Origin of the sequence: Erythrobacter sp. HI0063, assembly GCF_001635685.1 — a bacterium.
Taxonomy (GTDB): domain Bacteria; phylum Pseudomonadota; class Alphaproteobacteria; order Sphingomonadales; family Sphingomonadaceae; genus Qipengyuania.
The window spans coordinates 1-20,053 of record NZ_LWFF01000242.1 but is presented as its reverse complement, the minus strand read 5'-3'; the positions used below and the strand labels follow the sequence as shown (position 1 = coordinate 20,053).

17 protein-coding genes and 1 pseudogene are annotated in these 20,053 nt (G+C 64.0%); 8 read left to right on the top strand and 10 right to left on the bottom strand.

What is annotated here, in order from left to right; translation table 11 throughout:
• Positions 1-80 precede the first annotated feature (80 nt).
• The 5 genes and pseudogenes from A3736_RS07985 (at position 81) to A3736_RS07970 (ending at position 5,144) form a co-directional block, all read left to right on the top strand.
• A complete protein-coding gene (locus A3736_RS07985; RefSeq protein WP_067681414.1) occupies positions 81-638 on the top strand; it encodes a carboxymuconolactone decarboxylase family protein in 558 nt (185 codons plus the stop codon).
• Positions 635-1,429: pseudogene (locus A3736_RS17945) on the top strand (SDR family NAD(P)-dependent oxidoreductase). The gene A3736_RS07985 and the pseudogene A3736_RS17945 overlap by 4 nt, the downstream one beginning before the upstream one ends.
• Positions 1,430-1,716: 287 nt before the next feature.
• Entirely contained in the window at positions 1,717-2,802 is a 1,086-nt protein-coding gene (locus tag A3736_RS07975; RefSeq protein WP_067681411.1) for an alpha/beta hydrolase, read from the top strand.
• 125 nt (positions 2,803-2,927) lie between these two features.
• Positions 2,928-3,320 (top strand): TonB-dependent receptor plug domain-containing protein, encoded by a 393-nt coding sequence (locus A3736_RS17075; RefSeq protein WP_156502041.1) that lies wholly within the window; start codon positions 2,928-2,930, stop codon positions 3,318-3,320.
• A gap of 111 nt (positions 3,321-3,431) precedes the next feature.
• The gene (locus A3736_RS07970; protein ID WP_156502040.1) at positions 3,432-5,144 is read left to right on the top strand and encodes a TonB-dependent receptor domain-containing protein; all 1,713 of its coding nucleotides are present in this window, start codon (positions 3,432-3,434) and stop codon (positions 5,142-5,144) included.
• A gap of 75 nt (positions 5,145-5,219) precedes the next feature.
• Here the strand turns inward: A3736_RS07970 and A3736_RS07965 are convergent, their stop codons facing one another.
• The 7 genes from A3736_RS07965 to A3736_RS07935 form a co-directional block, all read right to left on the bottom strand.
• The gene (locus A3736_RS07965; RefSeq protein ID WP_067681408.1) at positions 5,220-5,711 is read right to left on the bottom strand and encodes a MarR family winged helix-turn-helix transcriptional regulator; all 492 of its coding nucleotides are present in this window, start codon (positions 5,709-5,711) and stop codon (positions 5,220-5,222) included.
• Positions 5,712-5,798: 87 nt separating this feature from the next.
• Positions 5,799-7,394, bottom strand: a complete 1,596-nt coding sequence (gene treA / locus A3736_RS07960; protein WP_067681405.1) for an alpha,alpha-trehalase TreA — start codon at positions 7,392-7,394, stop codon at positions 5,799-5,801.
• A gap of 51 nt (positions 7,395-7,445) precedes the next feature.
• On the bottom strand, positions 7,446-8,486 hold the full coding sequence (locus A3736_RS07955) for an alpha/beta hydrolase (RefSeq protein WP_067681402.1): 1,041 nt from the start codon (positions 8,484-8,486) through the stop codon (positions 7,446-7,448).
• Between the two features lie 448 nt (positions 8,487-8,934).
• Entirely contained in the window at positions 8,935-9,861 is a 927-nt protein-coding gene (locus A3736_RS07950; RefSeq protein WP_082851378.1) for a PHB depolymerase family esterase, read from the bottom strand.
• A gap of 51 nt (positions 9,862-9,912) precedes the next feature.
• On the bottom strand, positions 9,913-10,623 hold the full coding sequence (locus A3736_RS07945) for a response regulator transcription factor (RefSeq protein ID WP_067681399.1): 711 nt from the start codon (positions 10,621-10,623) through the stop codon (positions 9,913-9,915).
• A 152-nt stretch (positions 10,624-10,775) separates the two neighbouring features.
• On the bottom strand, positions 10,776-11,813 hold the full coding sequence (locus tag A3736_RS07940; protein WP_067681396.1) for an aldo/keto reductase: 1,038 nt from the start codon (positions 11,811-11,813) through the stop codon (positions 10,776-10,778).
• A 12-nt stretch (positions 11,814-11,825) separates the two neighbouring features.
• Positions 11,826-12,803: a nitronate monooxygenase family protein gene (locus tag A3736_RS07935; protein ID WP_067681393.1), complete on the bottom strand. Its 978-nt coding sequence runs from the start codon at positions 12,801-12,803 to the stop codon at positions 11,826-11,828.
• A 74-nt stretch (positions 12,804-12,877) separates the two neighbouring features.
• Here A3736_RS07935 and A3736_RS07930 point away from each other — a divergent pair, with 74 nt between their 5' ends.
• A complete protein-coding gene (locus A3736_RS07930) occupies positions 12,878-14,380 on the top strand; it encodes an acetyl-CoA acetyltransferase (protein WP_067681390.1) in 1,503 nt (500 codons plus the stop codon).
• Between the two features lie 21 nt (positions 14,381-14,401).
• Here A3736_RS07930 and A3736_RS07925 read toward each other — a convergent pair whose 3' ends face one another.
• The 3 genes from A3736_RS07925 to A3736_RS07915 all read right to left on the bottom strand — a co-directional run bounded on the left by A3736_RS07925 (position 14,402) and on the right by A3736_RS07915 (position 17,164).
• Entirely contained in the window at positions 14,402-15,205 is an 804-nt protein-coding gene (locus A3736_RS07925) for a crotonase/enoyl-CoA hydratase family protein (RefSeq protein WP_067681387.1), read from the bottom strand.
• Positions 15,206-15,262: 57 nt separating this feature from the next.
• Positions 15,263-15,871 (bottom strand): winged helix-turn-helix transcriptional regulator, encoded by a 609-nt coding sequence (locus A3736_RS07920; protein ID WP_067681385.1) that lies wholly within the window; start codon positions 15,869-15,871, stop codon positions 15,263-15,265.
• 111 nt (positions 15,872-15,982) lie between these two features.
• Complete coding sequence (locus A3736_RS07915) at positions 15,983-17,164, bottom strand: LL-diaminopimelate aminotransferase (protein ID WP_067681382.1); 1,182 nt, start codon at positions 17,162-17,164, stop codon at positions 15,983-15,985.
• Positions 17,165-17,337: 173 nt separating this feature from the next.
• Here A3736_RS07915 and A3736_RS07910 point away from each other — a divergent pair, with 173 nt between their 5' ends.
• Together A3736_RS07910 and A3736_RS07905 are read left to right on the top strand one after the other, a co-directional pair.
• The gene (locus tag A3736_RS07910; protein WP_067681379.1) at positions 17,338-19,248 is read left to right on the top strand and encodes an alpha/beta hydrolase; all 1,911 of its coding nucleotides are present in this window, start codon (positions 17,338-17,340) and stop codon (positions 19,246-19,248) included.
• A gap of 105 nt (positions 19,249-19,353) precedes the next feature.
• Positions 19,354-20,053 (top strand): phasin family protein (locus A3736_RS07905; protein ID WP_067681376.1); only part of this gene is annotated, 700 nt, incomplete at its 3' end.

Below are 20,053 nucleotides of genomic sequence, written 5' to 3'. Positions count from 1 at the left end.
TCGGAGCGTCCGCATTCGACACTGCGATAAGGATGCGGACCCCCGCCCTCTCGATGCGCCATGAGAAGGAATCCTAATCGATGGCCGTGTTGAAACCGCTGGGCGATGCAGAGATGGACGAGCGGCAGCGTCGCATGATGGACGCGATGCTGGTGCGCGGACGCGACTACAATGTGTTTCGCACCATGCTGCACCATCCCGCTGCCATGGAGGCGTTTCTGGGATGGGGATCCTATATCCTGTCGGACCAGAACACCCTCAGCGTCGCGCTTCGCGAGCTCGCGATCCTGCGCACGGGCGCGCTGCGCCGCTGCGAATACGAATTTCTGCGTCACGCGGTGATCGCTCGCCAGCATGGTTTCACGGACGAAGTGCTGCACGCCATCGCCGTCGGCGATCGCACGCCTCTTACCGACGAGATGGCAATGGTCATGAAGGCGGTCGACGAACTGGTCGTAGAAGGACGCATCGCGCCAGACACATTCGAGCGCATCCGCTCGACCTTCGGGGATCACACCGCGATCGACATCGTCTGGACGGTCGGACAGTATTCGCAGGTCTGCATGTTTCTACTGACCGCCGGGGTCGAGCCCGATCCCGACGTCGCCGACGACCCCTTGCGCCCGCTGTTCGCGTGAGCGGACGTCTGGCGGGCAAACGGATCGCGATCCTCGGCGCGGGCCAGACCCGCGGCGATACGGAGGGCAATGGCCGCGCGATGGCTCGCATCTTTTCGCATGAGGGCGCCGACCTCCTTCTGGTCGATCGCGACGAAGCCGCCGCGCGAGCGACGGCAGACATCTGCGCCGGGCCCAATGCCGTCATGGTCGCCGATGTCGCCGAGGAAGGGGCCGCCGATCGCGTCGCCGAAGCGGCAAAGGCGCGCTGGGACGGTCTCGACGGCCTCGTCTACAATATCGGCATCGGAGGCGGCGGCGACGGCCCGGCAGGCAAGGTCAGCGACGACGCCTGGGACAGGATCATGCTGGTCAACCTCACTGCGGCGCGGCGCACGATGGGGGCGTTAATCCCCTTGCTGCGCGACAGCGGGCATGGCGCCATCGTCGCCATATCCTCGCTCGCCTCGATCGCGCCCAGTCCGATGATATCCTATTCGGTCTCCAAGGCGGGGATGAACCGACTGGTGTAAAGCGTCGCCTTCCATGAGGCCGCCCATAAGGTGCGCTGCAACGCCATCACGCCGGGACTGATCGACACGCCGATGGCGATCGAAGGGCACAGCAAGGCCAGCGGCATAGACAAGGACGCGCTGAGAAAGGGCCGCGACCGCGCCGTTCCGATGGGCCATGTGGGCCAGGCCGAGGATGTCGCCTTCGCAGCGCTATATCTGATGAGCGACGAGGCGAAGTTCGTGACCGGCGTGATCTTACCGGTCGATGGAGGCTCTTCGGTCAAGGTCGCCATTTGAGGGCGGGAGGCGCAGACCAGACGCGGATTGCCGTGCGAGCCGAGACACCTGCCCCGCCCCATCGAGAGCAAGCTCCCGAGCGGCATCTACGGTGATGGCGAGTCGCTGAAGATGTCGAAGGATATCTGCGGTCTAGCGCGCGCTCTCGCCGCAGTCGGCGTCGCCTCGCACGCAATATGATCGACGTTTCAATCGTTTAGGCGAAAACCAACACATTCCTTCACAGCAAAGGTATTTTGCTTGATCATCAAGGTTGATCGTGAGATTTTCTACGGAGGGAGACGCTGATGAGGAAATCTGTTTTCGGTCTGATTGCGATCGCCGGGTTGCTGGCAGGCCCGGCATTCTCGCAGGAGGCGACGCCTTCTTCCGCCGCGGTTGAGGTGTCTGCGTTCGAGCTTCCGTGGAGCGACTTCGCCTCGCCGGAAGCGGGGCAATGGTTCGCCGACCATGTGCTCGCACCCGGCCCGACCTTCGGACCTGACATCGCCAAGGTGCGGGAAGATTACGCGGTCGTCGATCGCTCGCGCATCGCTCGCCTCCGCGCCCTCTACGACGTGTCGATCGAGCGGACGGAGATCGGCGGCGTACCGGTCCAGATCGTCACTCCGGCGGACCGCGCGCCCGATCCGGGCCGGATCCTTATCAATTTGCATGGCGGCGGCTTCTTCTGGGGCAGCGATACGGGCGCCCTGGTCGAGGCGATACCCATCGCCGCCAGTTCCGGGATGCAGGTCGTGACGGTCGATTACCGCCTCGCGCCCGAAGCGCGCTTCCCCGCGGCGAGCGAGGATGTCGCGAGCGTCTACGCCTCCCTCCTCGAACGCTTCGATGCGAAATCTATCGGGATCTACGGGTGTTCAGCGGGATCGATGCTCACTGCCCAGTCCGTCGTCTGGTTCCAGCAACACGACCTGCCCTCCCCCGGCGCGATTGGCCTGTTCTACATGGGCGCATCCATGCCCGGTGGCGATTCCGTCTATCTCTCGCAGGTCGCGAGCGGCGGCGAACCGGGCAACAGCATCGACTGGACGGCCCACCCCTATTTCGCGGGGTCCGACTTCTCCGATCCGAAGCTCGTACCCCTGGCCTCGCCCGAAGCGATCGCTGCCTTTCCGCCCACGCTGCTCATCAGCGGGACGCGCGACGGCGGCCTCAGCTCGGTGCTCGCGACCCATGCCGCTTTGAACCGCGCAGGCGTTTTGGCGGACCTGCATGTGTGGGACGGCATGTGGCATTCCTTCATGTCCGACCCCGAACCGCAGGAGAGCCGCGAGGCGTATCGGACAGTCGGCGCCTTCTTCAGGAAAGAATTGGGATCAGATGACGCTCGGACGGGATCCGGCGCGCTGGAAACGGGAGGGAAACAATGAAGAAAGTAATATTGGCTGCAACAAGCCTTCTGGCATTGAGTGCCTCTCCGGCGCTGGCTCAGGACGCTATGGGAGACAGAAGCGCGGCTTCGGAAAACTAGGACGAAACCGGCGCGCAGAGTCCGATGATCGTGGTGGTCGGGACCGCCGGCGCAGGCACGACTCGCCAGGATGCGGCCTTCGCCGTCACTGCCCTCAGCGACGAGGAAATCGCGCGTGCCGCACCCGCGAGCACGGCCGACTTCCTCAAGCTGGTTCCGGGCGTTTCGGCGGAGACATCGGGCGGCCAGAACGGCGCCAATATCTTCGTGCGCGGCTATCCGTCGGGCGGCGATGCGGTGTTCGTGACCTTCCAGTCCTCCGGCACGCCGATCTTCCCGCCCCCGACATTGTCGTTCCTCGAAAACTCGCAATTGATCCGCATCGACAACACCGTCGCGAGAGTCGAGGCGGTTCGCGGCGGGACCGGATCGCTGTTCTCGAACGGTCAGCCGGGCCTCACCGTCAACCTCGTGTAGCGCGAAGGCGGCTCGGTCCTTGCAGGCGAATTCGAAGGCTCGATAACCGATTACGGCGAATACCGGGCGGACGCCTACCTTTCGGGTCCGCTCGGCGAGGATACAGGCTTCATGATCGGCGGCTTCTATCGGCAGGGTAGCGGCGTGCGTGATCCGCAGTTCGATGCGGAAAAGGGCGGTCAGATCACCGCGAATATCCGGCACGATTTCGGCAATGACGGGACGATCCTCCTTTATGCGCGCTATCTCGACGATCGGGGCCAGTGGCTGCTCCCTATCCCGATCATTCAGAACGGCGAAGATATTTCCGAATTTCCGGGGTTCGACGCGAATTATGGCACCCTCGCCAGCAACGATGTTCGCTTCACGACTTTGAATTCGGGCGCGCAGGTCGATCTCGCCAAGGGACGCGGTGCCGAAATCGTCAATGTCGGCGCGAATGTCGAATTCGCCCTGTCGGATTCGCTCACCATTCGCGATCGCATGAGCTTCCTCGGCGGGAACGCCTTCACCACCGGCCTCGTCCCCGCTGGCCCACCCACGACGGCTGCCAATTTCGCCGCTGCCCGCGGCGGCGCGGTATCGCGGATCGGCTCGCTGACCTTCGTCAATGGAGGAGGTGCAGTCTCACCCAACCAGCAGGTGATCCAGGCGGGCATCTGGACCGTCGAGAAGAAGATCGACAGCTTCGTGAACGATCTCGCCCTTCAGCTCAGCACGGGCGGAAACACGCTGACGGGCGGGGTTTATTACGCCGACTATTTCACGCGCGACGACTGGAATTTGGGCAACGGCCTGCTGCTGACGGCGGAAGACAATGCACGCCGCATCAATCTAACCTTTGCGGATGGCCGCGTCGCCACGCGCGACGGTTTCGTGCAGGGATCGTTCTATTTCCTCGATGCCGCCTATTCGGGCGAGGATATCGCCCTCTATCTCGTCGACGAATTGCAGATCACGCCGCAATTGCGGATCGACGGGGGCCTGCGCTGGCAGAAGCATTCGGTCGACGGCTATGTCCGCCAGCCGTTCTACAGCAATACGGACGGCAATCCGACCACCCTCTACAACAACAACGATGCCCAGCGGGGCCCAGTGCAGACGCCCATCGCCTATTCGGAAGACGCTTGGTCGTTCACCGGCGGCGCGAATTTCGACTTCACCCCGGATGTCGGCGTGTTTGCCCGGTACAGCAAGGGCAAGGCCTTCCCGCAATTCGACAATTTGCGCGAAGGGGTGACCAATATCGCCACCGTCGATACCTATGAGGGCGGGCTGAAGATCACCAAGGATTGGCTGAACCTTTACGCGACGTTGTTCCATAACGATTTCAGCGGCCTGGCGACGATCCAGATCATCAACGGAGCGCCCTCCTCCGCCGTCGGCGGGGCGAAGGCCACCGGCGTCGAGGTCGAAGGGGCGCTGGAGCCGATCGAAGGCCTCAGCCTGGCGTTCGGCGCCACCTATCTCGATGCGACCTATCAGGGCTTCTTCACGAGCAACGGCGCGATCGACAACACCGGCAACCAAGTGCAGCGCCAGCCGAATTGGCGCTGGCGCGTGACGCCGAGCTACGAGGTGGACATCGGCGGGCTGAGGCCGTCCGTCTACGCCACGCTCTATTATACCGGCGATCGCTTTTCGGACCCAGAGAACAACCAGTTGCTCCCGTCCTATTACCAGCTCGATGCCGGTGCCTCCGTCGATATCAGCGACCGGGTCCGGCTTCAGGTGACCGGCACGAACCTCACCAACGAGATCGGCCTCACCGAAGGCAATCCGCGGATCATCGGATCGCAGGGGACGGGACCGATACTTGCATGACCGATCCTCGGCCGCTCCTTTACCTTCGGAGCCTCGATCTCGTTCTAAAATTATTGGCCGCCCGGACGGGCCACTTCAGGGCCGGGGCGTGCGCGCTCCGGCTCTTTTCTGCGCGCGAAATTCCTTTTTGAGATTGTCCGTCGAGGCGGTGGACGCCGCGCAATAATGTTCGAGAAACCGCACCACGGTCTCGAGATCCTCCTGCGGAAAGTCCTCCACGGCCCGCTGACCTATGGCGATGGTCGAGAGATAGAAGGATTCGAACCAGGCGATCTTGTCGGGATTGATCGATATCCAGACCCGGCGGCGATCTTCCTCGTCGTCCTGCCTCACCACAATTTCTTTGGCGATCAGCCGCTTGACGAGGGCGGTCACCGATCCGCTCGTCAGGGCTAAACTGCTACCCAAGTCTCCGATCGTCATGGGCTGGGAGAGATACAATTGTTCGACGGCGCGGATCTCGGTGACGCCCAAATCGAGATGCCGCGCGGTCAGCGCCGCCCTCTCCAGCAGATGCGAGGCCAGGGCCCGCGTCAGCCGGGCAACGTGAAGATGCTCTTTAATCAAAGATTGGGGGTCCTTCGCAGCGAACGTGGCGAGGGACTAGCGGATCGGCGCCGCGAGACAAACCTCGGCGGACCGGATTGGTTCTTCCTATGGGGCGTCGGCAGGGTCCAGCCCGGGATATTTTTCCAGCAGGGCGCTGGCCACCCCATTGGTCCAGCCGAACCCGTCCTGCGTCGGATATTCGCCACCACCGCCCGGTTTCTTCTCCTCGACGTCGTATTTTTCGAGCATCTTGCCGGTTTCACGATAGGTCCGATCGACCGTGTCGATCCAACGCGAAGCGATCTGTCGCGCCAATTCGTCGTGACCGTATCGCTCCAGCCCCATGACCGCGATCCATTGCAGCGGCGCCCAGCCATTGGGCGCGTCCCATTGCTGGCCCGTGCGCACCAGACTCGTCCTGAGGCCACCGGGCGCGACCAACCGTTCTTGCGTGGTCCGCGCGACCTTGCCGGCCTCGTCGGGCGTCGCCACGCCGGTGAACAGGGGATAGAGCGTGGCGGCGGTCAATCCGGGGATTGGCCGGTTTTCGAGCCTGCTCCAATCCGCATAGCGCGCCTCTCCATCGACCCAGAGATATTTGCGGATCGCGGCGCGCCGGGCACTGGCGCGGGCGGCGAAACCATCCGCGCAAGCCTGATCGCCAGCCTCGCGACATCCGCGCGCGATGCGCATCTCCATCGCGTAGAGGAGCGAATTGAGATCGACGGGTACGATGTCGGTCGTCCTGATCGTGGCGAGCGTTTGCCCGTCTGCGAACCAGCGCGAACTGAAATCCCATCCACTTTCGGCAGCGGCGCGAAGATTGCGATAGACCTTTTCGGCAGGCTCGCCCTCGACCTCGGCTGCCGTGGCGCGATCCTCGGCAAAAGATTCGTCGCGAGGGGTATCGCGGCCATCCCAATAGCGGTTCAGGATCGAACCGTCGGGCATGACGACCACACGCTCGCACGGCGATCCCTTCGTCGCGCACCTCTCGCCCTTCGTCCAGAACGCGTATTCGGTGCGCAGGGCCGCCAGGCGCCGGGCAATTACAACAGGGTCGGTATTTTCCGACAGATCGAGCGTCAGGGCGAAGAAGGGCGGCTGCGAACGGCTGACGTAATAGGTACGCGTCCCGTTGGGCACGTGGCCGAACCGTTCGATCAGGCTGACGAAGTCGTCGATCATATTGTCGACAAGGACCGCTTCGCCATCGGCGCGCAATCCCTCCATCGTGAAATAGGTGTCCCAGTAATAGATTTCGCGGAACCGGCCGCCCGGAACGACATAGGGCAAGGGCAGCGCGATAAGCGAACCGCCTTCGACCTCCTTACGCGGCTGCCGAACAAGATCGGGCCACAGGGCCTTGATGTGCTCGCGCAGAGCAAGCGGCGCCGTGGGGGCGATGCCCGGCACGCTGAAATTGGCGAGAACGAATGCGCGCAGGGCCTCCGCGTCGGCCGGGGGCGCAGCGCGATAGTCCGCCATGATCTGTTCGGGCGCACGGAGCGGGACGGCGTCGACGAAGGTCTTGTTGTCGCCGAAAATCCGCCGTTCCTGCACCTCCACGAACAAATCGCCATAGAGTTCAGAAGGGGTTGGCGGAGCCTGATTCGCGCCAAGGGCGATTGCCGCGATGAAGGCCAGGCAAACCCGGCGGACCGACGAAACTCTGCTCAACCGTACCGCACCGAATTCCATCCTGCCCTCCCTCGTGAACTCAGCCAAATCTCGCGCCAAAAAGCTTCAGGGTCAAGGTTTTTGCCTCAACTCTGTCCCAAGCTCTTGATCGAAGAACTCGGCGACAATCCGGTAGACCTCGCGCGATTCTGGCATTTGCGGCCACATGAAGAAGGCGTGCGGAAGCCCGTCGAACAGGAACAGCCTGCTGCTGACGCCAGCCGCAGCGAGGCGGCGATGCGCCAGCGTGAGAGCGCTGGCGGCGAAATCCCGGCTTCCGGCGAGGAGCAGGGTCGGAGGCATCTTCGCAATGTCGCCTTCGCAAGTCAGGGGATAGGCCGCGCAATCACTCGGCGGCACAGTCTCCATATAGGGATTGGTGAGGGTCCGAGGCAGCTCCGGCTGGCTCGCCATTTCCCCGCTCTCGAACAGCGCGTGGAGGCGTCGGCTGTCCCCGGAATAGGGCGCGCCCGTCCCGCAGAACGTGCCGATCGCGCCCGGACGCGGAAAGCCCTGCCGCGCCATCCAGGCGACGGACTGCGCCGTCGCGATGCCCCCGGCGGAACAGCCGTAAATGCCGATATTCGCAGCCGGATAGTCTTCGAGCAGCGCGGAATAGACGGCGGTGACGTCCTCGGACACGGCGGGGTAGCGGTTTTCGGGCGCCAGACGGTAATCGACCGCCACGACACGGATTCCCATCGTCGCGGCGATGGGAATGGATTCGACCAGTGCTCCGCTCCCGGCACCCCACATGAACGCACCGCCATGAACGTTGATGAGCACCCGGTTCTCGTTGCGCGGCGCCACGCCCTCCGAAGGTTCGACGATGTCGACTGGAACCCCTCCGATCGTCACGCGCCTGTCTGTCGTGGAGAAGACCTGCCGCATCTCCTCAAGCCTGCGATCGTTCCACTCACCGTAGAAAGCTCGCTGCGCGTCGATCCGGCCCGCAATGTCCGCAGGGGCCTTTTCCCGGTCCATTTGCTCCATGACGGCAAGGGTAGCCTGATCGAGCTGGTTCGATGGCACGACCTCTGTCGGGGAGGTGGAAGCGGTACATCCCGAAAGCGCCACTGTGGCAAACACCAAGAGGAGGCGGATCGACATCATTGGACCGGTCCAAGAATTGAGAAAAATGCAGCCCTCGTCCTTCTACGGTAGTAGCATCGACGTTGTCTACGTCGCCTGGCAAAAGCGCGTCCTTCGATGGCGACGGCAAGCTTGGGACCGGTAAATCAGTGCCGATGCTCCCAAAAGCACCCGCGGCGTCAAATATAACACGCCTGTCGGTTCTCCCGCAGTTTTCTATAGACATTTCCGGCCGGGAGGCGAGGTCTCGCATCCTGTCTCCCAGACCAATTTACTGATGCGGTCTCGAATTTCATCGGTTGACCTCATGCTAGACGACCAAGGTCGCCAGCGCGTCTTCGGCATCGTCGCGCACAAGATGGCCATAGTGCTTCTCGATCATCGCGACACTGGTCCCAGACAATTCGGGTGGGGTCGCAAGTTCAATCCTTGCCTCGTCCACCATTCCTTTCTCGCGGTATCTACGCCGCTAGTCCCTGCGGTGGCGCGACAGCGCTTGCCACATCGCTTCGTTGTCGACGACCCAGCTATGGGCGCCGTCCACGCTGACGCGGGCGATCACTTCGGTGCCCTGGGCGCAGCCGCCATAGCGTTCCTCGTAAAGGCCGGGCTCGATCCAGCGCGTCGTGGGTGCTTCGGTGCAGCGATTGAGCTGGGCCCAGCGTTGTTCGGCGGCGTGCATGGAATAGCCCCAGCGATCGCCGCCATCGCCAGCGATCGGATTGGTGTTGTCCTTGAGCCCGGCAAAGCTGACCACCGCGATCGGGGCGTCGGGTTCGCAGGTTTCGGGATCGGGCCGCATCCGGTCCTCTGCACTCGGATTGCCCGCGCGCAGGCCCACCACCGGGGCGATGGCGGCGAAGCGAGCGGGTACGGTGCAACCGAGCCACGACGCCATCCGGCCTCCGCCGGAAAGCCCGGTCGCGTAGATGCGCGCCGGATCCGCGCAGCCCGCCGCGACGAGCGCATCGGCGAGCGCGACGAGATAGGCGGTGTCGTCACGGTCCATGGGGCCGGGCACCTCGCCCGTGACGGTCGGTATGCCGGGAATGTTCCAGACGAAGCCCTGCCCTGCCGGAATGCCAGCATCGGGATAAGCGAGCAGGAAGCCGTGCCGCTGCGCGGTTTGCGCCAATTTCGAATCGCGCAGCATGGCTTCGCCGGTGGCGCCGCTGCCATGCAGAAGGATGACGAGCGGGCGCGGCCCATAATCCCCGCTGGGCTCTGTTTCGGGCACGAGCAGGCCGGACGGCTTGGCCGTTGTACCGAACCGGAATTGCTGTTGTCCCTGATCGAGCGGGCATTGCGCGGCGAGAGCCAGCGATCCCCACAGGAACGCGGCGAATGCGGACAGGAGGCGTGCGGCGCGAAGGGAATGGCGTTTTATCAGCATCATGACACTGTGCCGCAAACGATCCGCGCCGCAAAGCTCCGATGGCGATCCGCGTCAGGCGCTGTCGTAGACATAGCCCATCGAACGCACGGTGCGCAGCGGCTGGCCCGCGCCCGCCGCCTGGAGCGCGCGGCGCAGGCGGCCGACCCAGACATCGACTGTGCGCTCGTCGATCGGCGGTTCCTGTTTCCCCAGACCCGCGATCAGATCCTGGCGGCTCAGCACGCGATCGGGATTCTCGGCGAAGAAGCGCAGCAGGCGGAACTCGTTCGGCCGCAAGGCCAATCGTTCGCCATCCCAGCGCGCCTGCAGCGAACCCAGATCGATCACCAAAGCGCCCAGCTCGATGACGCGGGCGACGCGGTGCTGCTGACGCGGGCAACGCAGGGCGAACACGCGGTCGAGCACCGCGTGCCTGTCGATCGGGCCGGTCATGTAATCATCCGCCCCGGCCTTCAGCGCACGCCGCCGGTCCTCTTCATGCGCCGCACTGTCGCCGCCGCCGTCCCCGCCATTGTCGGCGGCATCGAGAACCATGGTGATATGCGCGTCCGCCATGCGCGGATCGGTGCGCAGGCGACGGCACAGTTCGAGGCCCGACATGTCGTCGAGCACCCAGTCGATGAAAGCCCAGACCTGCCCTTCCGCGATCCGGCGGGGGCCTTCGCTTGTCAGCCGGTCGAACACGATATGCGTATTGTCGTGGTCGAAGGGTTCCAGTCCCTCGGCCTCCTGCCCGGTCAGAAAGATCGTAACGATATCCATGGCACCCCGACACGTCGCCCACGCCCCCTAGCCCCTCGCTGGGGGCCCTCTGGCTCGAGGCTTTGTGTCGCGATTGCGTGACCGATGCGTGACGGGGATGCCGCGAATGTGACAGGGCTGTCGCAGAACAGGCGATTTTTCGCCTTTTCCTGTCAGGAGCGTTCGGAATCTCCGCGCAGGGTCAACTCGAGATCGCCCGCAACCGTGCTTTCCACGCCGACCGGGTTCTTCGGCAGATAGGGCGCTTCCAGTCGCGCGATCTCGTCTTCGCTCAACTCCAATTGGGTGGCCGCCACTGCCGCCGCGATATGACCGGGCTTGGTCGCCCCCACGATCGGCGCGACCATGGCCGGTTTGGAATACTGCCAGGCGAGCGCGACGCTGGCCCGCTCGACGCCGCGCGCTTCGGCGATTTCGCCGACCGCTTCGATCGTGGCGCGATCCGCCTCGACATGCTGGCGATAGAGCGTCTTGCCGAATCCGTCGGTCTCGCTGCGCACCGTGCTTTCGTCCCAGGCGCGCGCCAGCCGTCCGCGCGCCAGCGGGCTCCACGGGATCAGCCCCACACCCTGATCCTCGCAGAGCGGGATCATTTCGCGCTCTTCCTCGCGATAAAGCAGGTTTACGTGGTTCTGCATCGAGACGAAGGGCGTCCAGCCGTTTGCACGCGCCGTTTCCTGCGCCTTGGCGAATTGCCAGGCATACATGCTGGACGCGCCGAGATAGCGCGCCTTGCCCATCTTCACGATGTCGTGAAGCGCCTCCATCGTCTCCTCGATCGGAGTCGAGGCATCCCAGCGATGGATCTGGAACAGGTCGACATACTCCATGTCGAGGCGCTTCAGGCTGTCGTCCACCGCCTGGAACAGCGCCTTGCGGGAAAGGCCACCGGTGTTCGGTGCCCGCTTCCAGGGCAGGAAGGCCTTGGTCGCCACCACGATCTCGTCGCGATGGGCGAATTCGGGCAGCAGTTTCCCGATCACCTCTTCCGATGCGCCCATCGAATACATGTTGGCGGTGTCGAAGAAATTGATCCCGGCTTCGATGGCCTCGCGGATGAAAGGGCGCGACTGGTCCTGATCCAGCACCCAGTCGCCATGCCAGCCGCGGCTCGTATCGCCATAGCTCATACAGCCCAGGCACAGGCGCGAGACCTTGAGGCCCGAACGGCCGAGATTCACATAATCCATGATCGAAAATCCCTAGGCGTCGAGGAAGCCGGCGAGCCGCTGGCGAATGATCGCATCGGCCTCGCTCATGATCCGGTCGATCAGGTCCTGACAGGTCGGAATGTCGCTGATGAGGCCGGCCACCATGCCGCAGGACCAGGCGCCCGCATCCATGTCTCCTTCCGACATGATCCGCGGATAGACGCCCGCGACCTGTTCGTAGATATCCTCAAACGTGAGGTCCGCGCCCTTTTCCTTCTCGATCTCGAGCAGTTTCTCGACCGCGTCATTGGTCATCACCCGCTCGGTATTGCGCAGGGGCCGCATGACGAGGCGGGTGTCCAGCTCGCTCGCGGCGAGGATCGCCTTCTTCACATTGTCGTGCACCGGCGCCTCCTTCGTCGCGATGAAGCGGGTGCCCATGTTCATCCCCTCAGCGCCCATGGCCAGCGCGGCGACGAGGCTGCGCGCATCGGCCATGCCGCCGCTGGCGACGAAGGGGATCTCCAGCTCGTCCGCCGCGCGGGGCAGCAGGATCATGTTGGGAATATCGTCTTCGCCCGGATGGCCGCCGCATTCGAACCCGTCGACCGACACCGCATCGCACCCGATCGACTGGGCTTTGAGCGAATGGCGCACGCTGGTGCATTTGTGGATCACCTTGATCCCGGCATCCTTCAGATGCGGCAGGACCTGTTCCGGATTGCGCCCGGCGGTCTCGACCACCTTCACTCCGCCTTCGATGATCGCTTTCACGAGGCCGGGATAATCGGGCGGGTTCAGCGAAGGGAGAAAGGTCAGGTTCACGCCGAACGGCTTGTCGGTCATGTCCTTGCAGCGCGCGATTTCGTCGGCGAGCTTCTCGGGCGTGCCCTGCGTCAGCCCGGTGATGATGCCCAGCCCGCCTGCATTGGAGACCGCCGCCGCCATCTCGGCAAAGCCGACATAATGCATGCCGCCCTGGATGATGGGATGCTGGATGCCGAACATTTCGGTGATCGCGGTCTTCATGGGCAGGCCTCTCCTTTGTGTTTCGTTTTGCAACCGGTATCCATGGGGCGAAGACGTGGCAAGGGAGAGATCGGATGCACTTGAACCCGGAACGGATACCGGTGATCGTGGGCGTGGGGCAGGTGAACGACCGGCCCGACCAGCCCGGAGACGGGCTCGATCCGGTCGGCCTGATGGCCGAAGCGCTGCGGCGGGCGGAACGGGACGGCGCAGCCGGTTTGCTCAGCGATTGCGACAGTCTTGCAGTGGTGACGCAGATCGGCTGGCCCCAGCTCAATCCGGTCGAGGACGCGCTGTGCGCCGCGCTCGCCATCGCGCCCGCCCATCGCGACCACACGCCCGGCCCCAATGGCGACGGTCCGATCAGATTGCTGCACGACGCGGCGAACCGGATCGGCGCGGGCGAGGCTACGATCTGTACGGTCGTCGGTGGGGAAGCGCTGCGCACGGCGGGCCAGCTCGCGGCGTTGAAACCGCGCCCGGACGGCGCAAAGCCCAACGCGCTGCGCGATGCGCCGCATCGCACAAAGGCGGGCTATGCGCAGACTTACGGCCTCACGCTGCCGGTCGACGTCTATCCTCTGTACGAGAACGCCGCACGCTCTTCATGGGGCCAGTCGCTGGCAGAGGGCCAGGCGGAAAGCGGCGCGCTGTGGGTCGGAATGAGCCGGGTTGCCTCAACGAACGCGCATGCATGGCTGAACGAGGAAAGGGCGGCGGAAGAGGTGGTCACACCGTCCGAACGCAACCGCCCGATTGCCTTTCCCTACACCAAGTTCCAGGTCGCCAACTCAAGCGTCAATCAGGGCGCGGGGTTCATCGTCGCCAGCCTTGCCGAAGCGCGTCGGCGCGGGATCGCGGAGGAGCGGCTGATCCATATCGGCCACGGCGCGGCGGCGCACGAGGATGCGGATTTCCTGAAGCGCGACACTTATGCCGCCTCCCCCGGCATGGCAGTCTCGATCGAGCGCACGCTGGAACTGAACGACGTGACTGCCGCCGATCTCGATCACGTCGAACTCTACAGCTGTTTCCCCTGCGTCCCGAAAATGGCACGGCGCGTGCTCGACTGGCCTGCGGACAGGCCCATCACGGTTTTCGGAGGCCTGACCTTCGGCGGCGGACCGATCGGCAATTATATGAGCCACGCGGTGGCCAGCATGGTCGAGCGGTTGCGGGAAGATGGCGGTAAGGGGCTGCTGTTTGCCAATGGCGGCTATGCGACGCACAATCACACGATCCTGCTGTCGAGCCAGCCGACCGGTGCTTCCTTCCCGCAAGATTACGATTATCAGGCCGAAGCCGATGCCCGGCGCGGGCCGATCCCGTCGCTGGACGAGGAGTATGTAGGGCCGGTACGAATCGAGACCTACACCGTCCATTATCGTCGCGACGGCACGGTGCGTATGGGAACGGTGGTCGCTCTGACGCCAGCAGGAGAGCGGACGCTGGCCGCCGTCCCGGCAAACGATCGCGCCACGCTCGATTTCCTGTCCAACGGACGGCGCGACCCGGTCGGCTCCGATGGCCTCATCGAAGCGGGCGATGGCGATCTGCGGCATTTCCGCGCAGGCTGAGCTGGCGGAAAGCCCGCCGCCTCAATCCTCGAAACGGGGCGCTCGCTTCTGCATTTCGGCCATCACGGCCTCGATCTGGTTGGGCTTGCGGATCACGTGATCCTGCTCCTCGCTCTCGGCCATCAGGATCGCATCGGTATCGCGGTCCTGCATCACGTCGAACAGGCGTTTCGAGCCGCGAATGGCGGCGGGATTCTTGCGCGCGATGGTTTCAGCCAACGCCGTCGCGCGGGCCAGCGGATCTTCGTCGACGAAGGTCGCCAGCCCCAGCTCCTGCGCCTCGCGCCCGGTAAATTCGCGATTGGTGTAGACCAGCTCGCGCAAGACATCGTCGCGCACCAGCCCGCGCCAGAGGGCATATCCGCCCATATCGGGCACCAGGCCCCATTTCATCTCCATGATTGCCATGCGCGTATCGGGATGGACCATGCGGACATCGGCCCCGCTCGCAATCTGCAGGCCACCGCCGAAGCAAACGCCATGCACTGCCGCGATCACCGGTACCGGGCATTTGCGCCAGGTCATGGCGGCTTCCTGCGCGCGATTGCTATTGCCGTGCGTGCGCTCCGCCAGTTTGGCCTGCGGGTTCGAGCCGCCCTCGGCCATGCTGGTCAGGTCGAGCCCGGCGCAGAAGGCGCGCCCTTCGCCCGACAGGACCACGACGCGCAGGCCCTTCAGGTCACGCAGATATTCGCCCGCTTCGATAATCCGGTCGAACTGTTCGGGATCGAGCGCGTTCATCTTGTCGCCGCGCGTAAAGCGCACCTGCGCCACGCCGTCATCGCCGAGATCGATCCGAATCCGATCGTTTTCCTGCACTCTCACGCTCCTTCATCGCGGGTTTGTGCCGATGGTGGGGAAAGGCGGCGGTCCTGTCCAGCGTCACAGTGAAAGGCGATACCCACCTTCGGATGCGGTTTCGACCAACCCCTTCACACCGGCGGCGGCGATCTTCGAGCGCAGGCGCGACACATGGACTTCGAGCGAATTGGTGCCCGGATCGTGTTTCAGCCGCCAGACCTCCATCAGCAGATCGGCCCGCGACACCGCCTTCTCCGGTATTTCCGCCAGATGCCAGAGAAGCGCGAATTCGCGCGGGTGGAGGCCCAGCCAGCGCTTTCCCACGCGCCCGTCACGGTGAAAGAGGTCGAGCGTGACAGGGCCCGCCGACAATTCGCGCCGGAGCCGCGCGGCATTCTCGGCCATCAATTCCATCCGCGCGGACAATTCCTCCAGCCCGGCGTCGGGCCCGAGCGCATCGCCGAACCCGCGCGAGAGCAGATCGGCGCGCGCCGGCCCGGCTTCTACGCCCAGAGCCGCCATGAGCCGCGTCGGCCTCTCCGGCAGGGCATGCGCCGTCGCTTCTCGCCGGTCGAACAGGCGCGGCTCGGGGCCTCCCTCGCCCGGCGCCATCGTCCAGCCGCAGCGGCGCAGATCCCAATCGGGCGGCGGCTCCGGCGCGAGCGAAATCCAGACGAAACGATGCGGCATCGACCCTTCCCGGCCGCGCGGACATGCGGGCCGAAAAGGGAATTAGCGAGGTAAGATGGGCCGTGCGGGCGCGGAAAGCTCCGCTTCGGAGGGGTAAGCGCCCGGCCTGCTTCAGCCCCGCTCCGCCAGGAACCGTTTCACGTTGCGGGCCGCCTGGCGGATGCGCTGTTCGTTCTCCACCATGGCGATGCGGACGAACCCTTCGCCCTCTTCGCCATAGCCCACGCCCGCCGCCACGGCGACGCCAGCATGTTCGAGCAATTGCTTGGAAAATTCCAGACTGCCGACATTATGGAAGCCCGGCGGCAGAGGCGCCCAGGCGAACATGCTGGCGGGCGGTACGGGAATATCCCAGCCCGCGCGCCCGAATGCTTCCACCATCACGTCCCGCCGGTGCTGATAGCGGCGGCGGTTTTCCTCGACGATATCCTGCGGCCCGTTCAGCGCCGCGCAGGCCGCCGCCTGAATCGGCGTGAAGGCACCGTAATCGAGATAGCTCTTCACCCGCGTCAGCGCGCCGATCAGTTCGGGATTGCCCACCGCGAAGCCCATCCGCCATCCGGCCATAGAATAGGTCTTGGACATGGAGGTAAATTCGACCGCAACGTCCTTCGCCCCCGGCACTTCCAGAATCGATCGGGTAGGCTTGCCGTCGTAATAAAGCTCGGAATAGGCGAGGTCGGAGAGCACCCAGACCTTGTTCTCCTTCGCCCAGGCGACCAGCCGTTCGTAAAAGGCCAGATCGACCGTCTCGGCGGTTGGATTGCTGGGGTAATTCACCACCAGCACGGTCGGGCGCGGGACGGTATAGGCCATCGCATTGTCGAGCGCCTGCCAGTATTTCTCGTCAGGCGTGGTCGGCACGCTGCGGATGGTGGCGCCCGCGATGATGAAGCCGAATGTGTGGATGGGATAGCTCGGGCTTGGCGCCAGAACCACGTCACCCGGCGCGATGATCGCGGTCGCCATGCTCGACAGGCCTTCCTTCGAACCCATCGTGACGACCACTTCGCGCTCGGGATCGAGATCGACATTGAAGCGGCGCCCGTAATAATTCGCCTGCGCGCGGCGGAGGCCGGGAATCCCCTTGGACTGGGAATAGCCATGCGCGCTGGGCTTGCCCGCCACCTCGCACAATTTGTCGATCACGTGCTGGGGCGGCGGGTGATCGGGATTACCCATGCCCAGATCGATGATGTCGCGCCCTTCGCGCCGCGCCGCGTGCCGCATCGCGTTGACTTCCGCGATCACATAGGGCGGCAGGCGTTTGATACGGTAGAATTCCTCGGCCAAGCGATCCTCCGATGGCGAATACGAATGCGAAACGGGCGTTTCGACAGTGCCATGCTTAGCTGCTTGAAGGCCTCGCGCAAACTCACCCTAGGCAGGGCGCGCCGGAATATTCTACACAGGCGACAAGCGCGCATTTGTCCCACAAGCGTGCAATCAGAACGAGCGGAGCTGTGATGACCGACAAGACCGATGCGCCGAACCCTTTCGACGGCACTGCCTTCACGGCCCTGTATGAAAACCCCGCTGGGCTTGCCCAGGCGATGTTCGCTCCGATACTCAATCCTTCTTTCGTTCCGATGGCGGGGACCGATGGCAATGCCGCGATGTCCGCGCAGGATATGCAGCACTGGGCCGAAGTCGGCACCAAGCTGCAGGGCATGTGGCTGCAATACCAGCAGGAACGCATGGGCGACCCGCAGGCGATGATGCCGTTCTTCGATCCGGCCCGGTGGATGAGCGTCGCGGAAAGCTGGTACCGCCAGATGCCGCTGGCGCAGGCTGAACAGCAAAAGGCGCTCTGGGAGCAGGGTTTTGCCCTGTGGCAGGACGTGCTGGGCCAGTACGGGATCGGCCCCAAATCGGCAGAGGCGCAGGACGGAGAGCCCGATCTTCCCTTGAAGGACAAGCGCTTCGCCGATCCGCGCTGGCGCGCCCATCCCGCCTTCGCGCTGATCCACCAGACCTATCTGTTCCTAGCCGAACAGGCGCTTGCCATGGTCGACAATATGGACGGGTTGACGCCGGACAAGCGCGAGCAATTGCGCTTCACCACGCGCGCCATCACCGAAGCGGCGAGCCCGGCGAATTTCCCGATGACCAATCCGGTCGTGCTCGAACGAACGCTGGAAACGCGCGGGGAAAACCTGGTCAAGGGGATGGAGCACCTGCTCGCCGATCTGAGGCGCGGCCAGCTGAGCCATACGGATGCCGACGCCTTCACGCTGGGCGAGAACATCGCGACCACGCCGGGCAAGGTCGTCTACGAAACGGATCTGTTCCAGCTGATCCAGTATTCGCCCACCACCGACACGGTGTTGGAAACCCCGCTCGTCATCTTCCCGCCGTGGATCAACCGCTTCTACATCCTCGATCTGAACGAGAAGAAGAGCTTCGTGCGCTGGGCCGTCGCGCAGGGCGTGACGGTGTTCATGGTCAGCTGGAAATCGGCCGATGCCAGCATGAAGGATGTCGTCTGGGACGATTACGTGCGCGCCCAGATCGATGCCATCGACCATGTGCGCGAACGCCTCGATGTCGAAGCGGTGAACGCGATCGGCTATTGCGTGGCCGGGACCACGCTGGCGGCGACGCTGGCGCTGCTGCATCGCCGGGGCGAGCAGGACAAGGTCAGGAGCGCGACCTTCTTCACCGCGCAGGTCGATTTCGAACAGGCCGGCGAATTGCTGCACTTCGTCGACGATCAGCAGCTCGCCGCGATCCAGGCGCTGTCGCCCGAAGGCTATCTCGACGGGCGGTACATGGCGGCGACCTTCAACCTCTTGCGCGGCACCGATCTGATCTGGAACTACGTCGTCAACAATTACATGCTGGGCGAGGACTATCCGGCGTTCGACCTGCTGCACTGGAACGGCGACGTCACCAACCTGCCCGCACAATGGCATCAGGATTACCTGCGCGATCTCTATCGCGACAACCGGCTGGTCAAAAAAGACCGGATGGAAGTCGACGGAACCAAGATCGATCTCGGCATCGTCGAAACGCCGACCTACGTTCAGGCCGGGCGCGAGGATCATATCGCACCCGCCGCCAGCGTCTGGAAAATCACCGATCACTTCAAGGGGCCGTTGCGCTTCGTGCTGGCCGGATCGGGACATATCGCGGGCGTCGTCAATCCGCCCGAGTCCGGTAAATACCAGTACTGGGTCAACGAGGGCGATCCCGCCTCGCTGGAAGAATTCGTTGCCGGGGCGACCGAGCACAAGGGCAGCTGGTGGCCCGACTGGATCGAGTGGCTGCGCGATCAGGATGGCCGGACGGTTCCTGCCAAGGGCAAGCGCGCACCCGGCGGCAAGAATGATGCGGGCATCGAGGATGCGCCGGGACGCTATGTGATGACGCGATAGGCCGCACCGGAGCCTCTCGAAGCGGAAATGTTGCACTGCACAAAAATTGCTTGACCTTTGTTGCCCTGCACCCTATTTGTGCAATGCAACAAAGTGAGGTTACCGATGGCCGAAGGTCAGAGCAAAATCGATGCTGCCGCGGAAAAGGCGTTTGCCGACGCGGCGCAGAAGAAAGCCGACGACGTGAACGTCAAGGCTGTCGAGAAGGCGGTTTCCGCCGACGAGACCGCTGCGGTCAAGCCGTCCGCGATTGCCGAAGCCGTCGCCGCAGAACCGGCGCAGGCCGATTCCAAGGCATCGGCCCCGGCCGCCAAGGCAGAAGCCGAAAAGGCGGAGCCTGCGAAGGCTGCTGCTGAAAAGGCCCCCGCCAAGAAGGCAGTCGCCAATAAGGCCGCTGCCAAGAAGGCACCCGCGAAGAAGCGTACGCCGAAGAAGGCTGCCGGTTCGAAACCCGCTGAAAAAACAACCAAGAAGGCGGCTGCGCGCAACACCGCCCGCCCCTCCGTCACCCAACTCAAGGAAAAAATCATGGCCACTGCCAAGAACACCAAGACCGACTACACCGCCACCGCCAAGGACATGGCTGCGCAGATGCAGACCCGCGCCAAGGCCGCTTTCGAAAAGGGTGGCGAAATGACCTCGCAGGTCACCGACTTCCACAAGGCGAACATCGAAGCCCTCGTCGAATCGGGCAAGATCCTCGCTTCGGGCATGCAGGACATGGGCCGCACCTATGTCGAAGAAGCCAAGACCGCTGCCGACACCGTGCAGGACGATGTGAAGAAGATGGCCGCGATCAAGTCGC